The sequence below is a fragment of the Microcoleus sp. PH2017_05_CCC_O_A genome (genome assembly GCF_020738785.1).
Taxonomy (GTDB): Bacteria; Cyanobacteriota; Cyanobacteriia; order Cyanobacteriales; family Microcoleaceae; genus Microcoleus.
In genome coordinates this window covers 1-6,680 of the sequence record NZ_JAEQCB010000226.1, presented here as the reverse complement: position 1 = coordinate 6,680, position 6,680 = coordinate 1, and the positions used below count along the sequence as shown (strand labels likewise).

The following is a 6,680-nucleotide window of genomic DNA, read 5'->3' as shown; positions in this document are numbered from 1 at the left end:
CCAAAGCTTGACTAATTTGCCCCGCCAATTGCTGCAAAAAACCCGCATTTTGTTCGCCATCCGCCGCCATCCGACTCGCCACTTCCTGCATCACTTCAATCAAGCCTGAGTCAACTAACTCAGAGTGCTCCTGCAATACATTCCCCTCTTCCCCAGCCGGACAACTCAGCAGCAATTGAATCAGATTCAGGTAAGCTCGGACGCGGTTTTCATCCATGAGGCGTGACCTTCAACATTTTTTATTCCCTCATTTGTACCACAAATACAAGCAGCCCCAGCTAAACTGCAAGAATTATTTAATTTTCCAATCTGGCGGCCTAATTGCTCAAGTTTTGTTGACACATTACTTGATTTGTGATTTGTGAGGTTTGTCTGACGTTCCTAGTTAGTCAATTTTGATGAGATAATAAGTAGTTTGCGATTCGAGAAAATACGGGACATCGCAGTGCCGATATATGGTAACTTAACCCCAAAGTCCGCCAGGGAATTAATTCCCTGCTGGACTGCGGGTGTAATGCAGAGAAACCCGGCTTTTTTACCCGCCATTAAAAATTTGAGCTGCTGTCAAAGTTAACTCGGGAAATACCGCCGACTCAATTCTCTCATCTCCCCGAAATAGCTTAATCTGATACTCACCATCTACCAATTGACAAACCGACAAAGTAGGCAGTTTTGGAGAACCAATATAACGCCTACCTCCCAAACCCAAATAATCAATAATCCAGTATTCAGCAATGCCTAATGCTTCATAGTCGATCATCTTATGTGCATAATCATCGCGCCAATTTGTGCTGACAACTTCAATCGCGAGAGGAATGGATGAGCCTTGAGTAATTGTTGAGGATTTTGCCCATAAAGACTCTAGCGCTAAAGCATCACGATTAACTGCTAAAACATCAGGCAAATAACCCGTTTCTTGTTCGGGAGATTTAACGAGGGCATTCTTGGGGAATCGATAAGGAAGTTGCAGCCGCCGAGTTTCTAGGATTAGTTCTGTCTGCAAAAATTCAACAACTTCTTCATGTTTTCCTGTCGTCTGCATCTCAATAATAACTCCGTTATGTAGTTCATAGCGTCCGTTTTCGGGCTTCCATTCCAGAAACTCATCGAAAGTTATTAACTTGGATATTGCTTGAATCATGGGAAAACCTCCAATGTTCTAAGATTAGTTTAACATTAAGAATAATTAGTATTCTATTTTAGTTAGAGGTAGATGAATAATTTGATTTTGATATTCATTAAAAAAAGAAGATTCCGAAATCAAAATTAATTTATCTATGTTTTGCCCAAGGCTTAAATTCGCACTTTAAATAAATATTATATAGCCTTTCTTGAAAATATGAGGCATGACTGACAGCTTATATAACTACTAAACCTGGAGGGCTAAAGCCCAACTACGTACCTCATATGAGACTTGCATTCCGAACGATCGAACCTTTACTTGAGGTTGGGGGTTGTGAATTTTGACAACCAGCGGTTTTTCAGTTTCTTTAAGTGCGATCGCCTTAAATTATCCACCAACCGCCGCAACTGATCCAAATTTCCCGCTTCGCCACCGTACTTCCAGCGCACGTAAGCTTGCGAAACTTCCTCAATTACCTCAGCTTCATCGGTTGCATGATGGCCGCGCATTGCCTCAGCATACTCCAAAGGCGTTTGAGCTTTCTGCTTGGCAAATCCCCGACTCGCCAAATCCTTCAACATTTGCTGATAAACCCCCTCTACCGGCGGTAACTTACCCAGCCAACGCCGATAGCGCCACTTGCGCCACCCTTGCCAAATTAACCAGCCAATGAAGCCAAAGCCGATCGCACCAATCAACCCAGTAAACAACCCAACCCAACCCTTAGCAAACTGTCCCAGAAACCAGCCCAGAATCAAAGTTATCCAGCCAATCGCAAAACTGATAACTGAATCCAGCCCGCTTCTCAGAGGCGTCGGTAGCCAACCTGCGATCCACTTCCAAAACCATTCCAGCGCACTAAAAGTCTGGTTGTCTTCCACCGAAGCCGGCATCAACGGATAACCTGGAATCGGATTAAAACCAAACCAGCCGTAATTGGGAAAATATACTTCCGTCATCATGAAAGCGTCGGTATTTTTTACCACATACAAACCAGTAAACGGGTTGAACTCCCCCGTATCGAAACCGCCAGCCACTCGCGCCGGAATCCCGATCGATCTGAGCATAATTGCCAGTACCGTCGAAAAATGGTCGGGATATCCGCCTGTAACCTTTTTGCCGTCTTGCGTGTTTTGATAGCCAAACAGAAAACCCTCGACTAAATCTTCTGTTTCTTGCAAGTAAGGCAAAGCTTTTACAAGTTTATAATTCGGATTTTGCTTCAAATATTGAGCTAAATACAAAGCTTTTTCGTAGGGAGAATCGATCGCCCTGTCTGACTTAGCTACTCTTGTTCTCGCCAACAAAATTTCTTCGGTTTTTTCTCGCACCTTGGCGGCAATTTTCGGCGGCACGTCCAAATAGAACTTGCGAATATTTTTCGGATAATTAGTACCAGTTTGCCCCAACCCGGAACGATCGCGAACAGGTACATTAGAAATCACCGTATAAGTCAAACCTTCCCGCAATTCCACAGGCGATCGCAAACCGCCCTCCGCATCCACCGCCACATCCATCGTCGGAAAATACAGTTCCTTCGGCTTAGCCAAAGCCGGAATCAAATTCGGCAACTGAGCAATAATAGTATAACTTTGAATCACCTCTTGAATCCGAGGCGCATTCGGAAAAGGATTCAGATAAAATTGAAAAGACCACCTAGGTCTATTCACCTTTTCAGCTCGATCGTTGCGAGAAATTTCCCAACCCTGACCAGTATACTTGTCAAAGCCCAACACCCGCCAAAAACCCGCCGCTTGCGATCGCACGCGCATCACCACTTGGGGTTTCATTTCCCCCCGCAAATTCTGATTGATGCGCTGGTTGAAACCGTAATAAAAAGTAGAGTCCACCTCTCCTGGCCCTTTGTCTGGGTTTCTCCCCCTTCCTCCGCCACTTCCTTGTTCATTTCCCCCTCTGACATACCCCGGATTTAAAATGCTGCGCGAGTCAAACTCCCCCTGATATTGAATGGGAGCACTGACAGGAAAAGTCCGCAACTGATAGCCCGGGAGGCGCGGCAAAAACGCAAAAATAGTCAGCCCCAACCCGAGAGTTATCGCTAGCAGCCAACCAAAATACTTGGGGGATAGAGTAGCAGCAAATAGTGACCAGTTCTTATTTTTGGCTGCACCTTCTACTTTCTGCTTGCTATCGTCTGCCTTGGAAAGTCCCAAGCGCGATCGATAATCCAACACCAAAGTCGGCAGCGCTAAAGCCAAAAACACCACTAGCAACGGCCCAAAAGTCAGCGTTTGACTGATAGTCGCCGCTACACTCAACAAAATCAACCCGATGACGATCGAATAGCCCAAATCTTTGCGGCGGGGCAAATCGAAGCTGTGCAGCACTTGAATGTTAATTAACAGTTGCGCCAAAACTAACCGGGTATCGTTCAATTCCCCTATCAAACGGGTAAAAAAAGCCAACAGCGCCACCAGCATGGCAATAGCTATGCAGAACTTAGCAGCCACATTGCGATCGCGGCGGCGGTACCAACTCCAAGTTGCCCCCACAATGCTAACAGGCACAGCCCACAGGTTCAGCGCTTCTTCAGCAGCAACGTCTGTCGCCACAATGCCCACAATTACCAACAACTGAACCAGGATTCGCAGCAGCAAAGAATCCTCAATCACCGGCGGAGGCATTGCCTCAATCTGCTCCCACAGCTTACCCAAAACAGGTATCTTTCGCAGGTTATCAGTTGTCATGTGCACCCATCCAACGATTTTAGATTTTAGATTTTAGATTTTAGATTGAATCCACAGATAAATCTGAGAGGGCTTTAACTAAAATCTAATTTTTTTTGCTTTTCACGAGCGAGGTCGGGGGATTGAATTTGTTTGTGTGTGAGGTCAAACCCTAGAGGAAAAACATACATTATTTACTCTAATTTTACCAGAAAGACTTGGCTTAAAGCCTCTCCCTTGTAGGGAGAAAGTAAAATTAGACTATTCATTACTCCAATCTTCTTCATTCCAGGTAGAGGTAGCTGTCAACTGTCAACTGTCAACTGTCAACTATCAACTGTCAACTGTCAACTAAACTTTCTAGTTGCTATCTTGTCCTGACAAAACTGGACGAATAGCAAACATCAGAGGTCTAGTCTCGAAGTTTTGGAATCGAACTTCTAAGGCATAAATCTTATCCGGTTGCGGATCGAACAACTCCACACTTAAATGCCCGGAATTCGGACGATGTGCAGTTGCTTCGGCATCTCCTCCCTTGAGTTCCAAACTTCCTCCCCCAGGAAATTCGCATTCAACTCTTAAACACGGCCTTGGTGGTTCTGTATTGCGGTTGGACAGGTATTGAGCTTGCAGAGTCAGCGAACCCAAAGCTGTCAACCATTCTCGGGAAACCGGCGGCTGATTTACAGGACAATCCAAAGTTAGAGAGTCAATGATTTCTCGGGCGGCCAACAGCGACATGAGCATTTGTTGATCGGTAGTTGCCACTTCGTAATTCGGTAAATCTTCTACTTCTGAAGCTGTAATTCCTCTTGTCGCACCCAGAAGTACCATACCAGCTAATTCGTTAAGTTCCTGAGACTGGTCTGGAAACAAGCTATCTACAGCGCGGACTAACTTTGCTCCTTCCCGCAGTGACAACATTACCAATTCCTGACAAGGTTCTAGCAGTTGAGCAAAAACCCCTTGGGCGATCGGAATTGGCAGGCGACCCCATCTAATATTTTGTAGTTGGGGAGTCCAGATGTGTAGGGGGGGAACCCATTGGGGGGCTACATCGTCTGGGTAGTCGTGGTCGTAACTTTTAATTTCTGTTTCCCAGGGGAACAGAGGCGGGTTGGATTCGATTTCGGCTCTAAGCCTTTCTTTTAACAAGGTCTGAAAACGGTCTTGCACGGTCGGTATATCTCCAATAGTCAGCGGTTGTGCGGGTGCATTGCTGTGCCCCCTCACTTGATAATCCAGCGGGTCTGGTTCGTCCCATTCCCAGTATTCCACCCCAGAATTGTCTTCGTTGCCCCACTCTTCTGAAGAAGGGGGCAGATTGAAGTTCTCCTCATCTTCGCTAGAGGCATTCTCGATCGGCGCCTGCAATACCCAGTCTAAGAAATGGCGCTCGAAAGCCTCTGCATCCCTGTTCGTTTCGTTATTCATCACTAGATGCCCCTTCTCCGGAATCTGAACGATTTCGTAATTCCCAGGCAAGTTCGAGTAATTTAAACCACCGTTTCTGTACCTGGGCTACCGTGCTGCCGAGGGTTTGCGCGATCGCTGACTCCGACAGACCCTGTTGCTTCAACTTTAACAAACGCTGCCCCTCTGGCCCGATTTGGTCGCCAAATATCTGCCACTGGGAAGGCAGCAAACCCAGATTTTTATCTAAGTCTGCTTCCAGCCACTGGTGAACCAGTTCCCAGCGGTGCGACATGGCAAACCTGAGCAAATGGTACTTAAAGCGTTGCTGCAAATAGTCTCTTTGACGGGGAGTTATGTTTAGAAGCGACTCTATTTCATTAGTCGGCAAGTCTTGCAAGCGCAATATGAAATAATCAGCGCATTCTTGTTGGTTGCGCTCTTTCAAATACGCCACTAATTCATCAATCACATTTTGCCGCAGAGATTCTGACTCTTCGCCTTGAGGGCGAATTGCCGAGGAACCCTGTCCTGCCATCGCTTCCCGCACCGAGTGCACCGACGTGTCGTTCCAAGTTTGGTCGGAATCTGAAGCCCCTCCATCGGCGGCTTGTTCCATATCCACGGAGGTTTCTTTGGGTTGCTGCTGGGAAAAAGTTTGGGCCCGCAAAATAATTAGTTGCTGGCTCCGGTTGCGAGGCAAGGGAATGCGTCGCTTGCCAAAACGCTCTACAAAGGCCATGTACTCTGCTAGTTCTAAGCGAGTGCGAGGACTGTAGGTAGGTGGCAGTTCGGTTTCCCGCCGGAATGCCTTTAAAGCTTCCAGATAAAATCCTTGCAAGAAATCTTTGATCAGTTCTACTCGCGCCTGATAGCTAGACTGCACCTGTGGAGGGGTGATGTAGCGATAGACGATCGCGCTGAGGGTACTGTGCAATTCTACTCGCCCGGGCCCGGAGCCTAAAGTGTAATAGTGGAGGCATTGTTGCAAGCGGTGCTGAGCTAGACTCTGGGCTGAACCCTCTATGTCTCCCGAGTTTTGAATTCTCTGACTTTCTGTGCATATCCTGTTGACTTCTGCTGCGAGTCGCCCTGCTACATCTTGGCAATTCTGCTCAGACGCGCGAGTGGACTTTTTGAGTTCGTCTAACAGCAGTTGAAATATGGTTTCCACGCTCTGGCAGATTTCCCGCATGATTGTTTACAGCTCACATTGAAATTAGCACAGTTAGTAGCAGTATGGAGATTTTTTTTCTACCGCTACTTGCTCCGGTATTTCCGGCACAGGACAAACTGCAATGCCCTCGATCTCCTGTTCTACAAAAATTAGGGGGTTAGAGCCTCGTCCTTCCAGGACGACTTTATTCTAGAAATCCTGTTGCCATTTTGTAGAAATTGGGTAAAATCAAACAAGGAGGTGATGCAAGTGTTCAATCTGACTTATGAATTCAAATTGA

General features: G+C 46.5%; 4 protein-coding genes and 1 pseudogene. All 5 read right to left on the bottom strand.

Annotated features, from left to right (window positions below; genetic code table 11):
- Window positions 1–217: pseudogene (locus tag JGK20_RS32010) on the bottom strand (hypothetical protein); the annotation flags it as partial.
- Window positions 218–535: 318 nt separating this feature from the next.
- Window positions 536–1,141 carry a Uma2 family endonuclease gene (locus JGK20_RS32005; RefSeq protein WP_293233497.1) on the bottom strand — a complete coding sequence of 202 codons (606 nt, stop codon included), beginning with the start codon at window positions 1,139–1,141 and terminating at the stop codon, window positions 536–538.
- 296 nt (window positions 1,142–1,437) lie between these two features.
- Complete coding sequence (locus JGK20_RS32000) at window positions 1,438–3,831, bottom strand: transglutaminaseTgpA domain-containing protein (protein ID WP_293233495.1); 2,394 nt, start codon at window positions 3,829–3,831, stop codon at window positions 1,438–1,440.
- 339 nt (window positions 3,832–4,170) lie between these two features.
- The gene (locus JGK20_RS31995) at window positions 4,171–5,244 is read right to left on the bottom strand and encodes a hypothetical protein (protein WP_293181761.1); all 1,074 of its coding nucleotides are present in this window, start codon (window positions 5,242–5,244) and stop codon (window positions 4,171–4,173) included.
- Window positions 5,237–6,418 carry a heterocyst differentiation protein HetZ gene (gene hetZ / locus JGK20_RS31990; RefSeq protein ID WP_293181759.1) on the bottom strand — a complete coding sequence of 394 codons (1,182 nt, stop codon included), beginning with the start codon at window positions 6,416–6,418 and terminating at the stop codon, window positions 5,237–5,239. The genes JGK20_RS31995 and hetZ overlap by 8 nt, the downstream gene beginning before the upstream one ends.
- Between the last annotated feature and the right edge of the window lie 262 nt (window positions 6,419–6,680).

Bases quoted from the DNA above. Each gene is read 5' to 3' on its own strand.
- JGK20_RS32005 (WP_293233497.1), bottom strand. From the start codon at position 1,141: ATGATTCAAGCAATATCCAAGTTAATAACTTTCGATGAGTTTCTGGAA.
- JGK20_RS32000 (WP_293233495.1), bottom strand. From the start codon at position 3,831: ATGACAACTGATAACCTGCGAAAGATACCTGTTTTGGGTAAGCTGTGG.
- JGK20_RS31995 (WP_293181761.1), bottom strand. From the start codon at position 5,244: ATGAATAACGAAACGAACAGGGATGCAGAGGCTTTCGAGCGCCATTTC.
- hetZ (WP_293181759.1), bottom strand. From the start codon at position 6,418: ATGCGGGAAATCTGCCAGAGCGTGGAAACCATATTTCAACTGCTGTTA.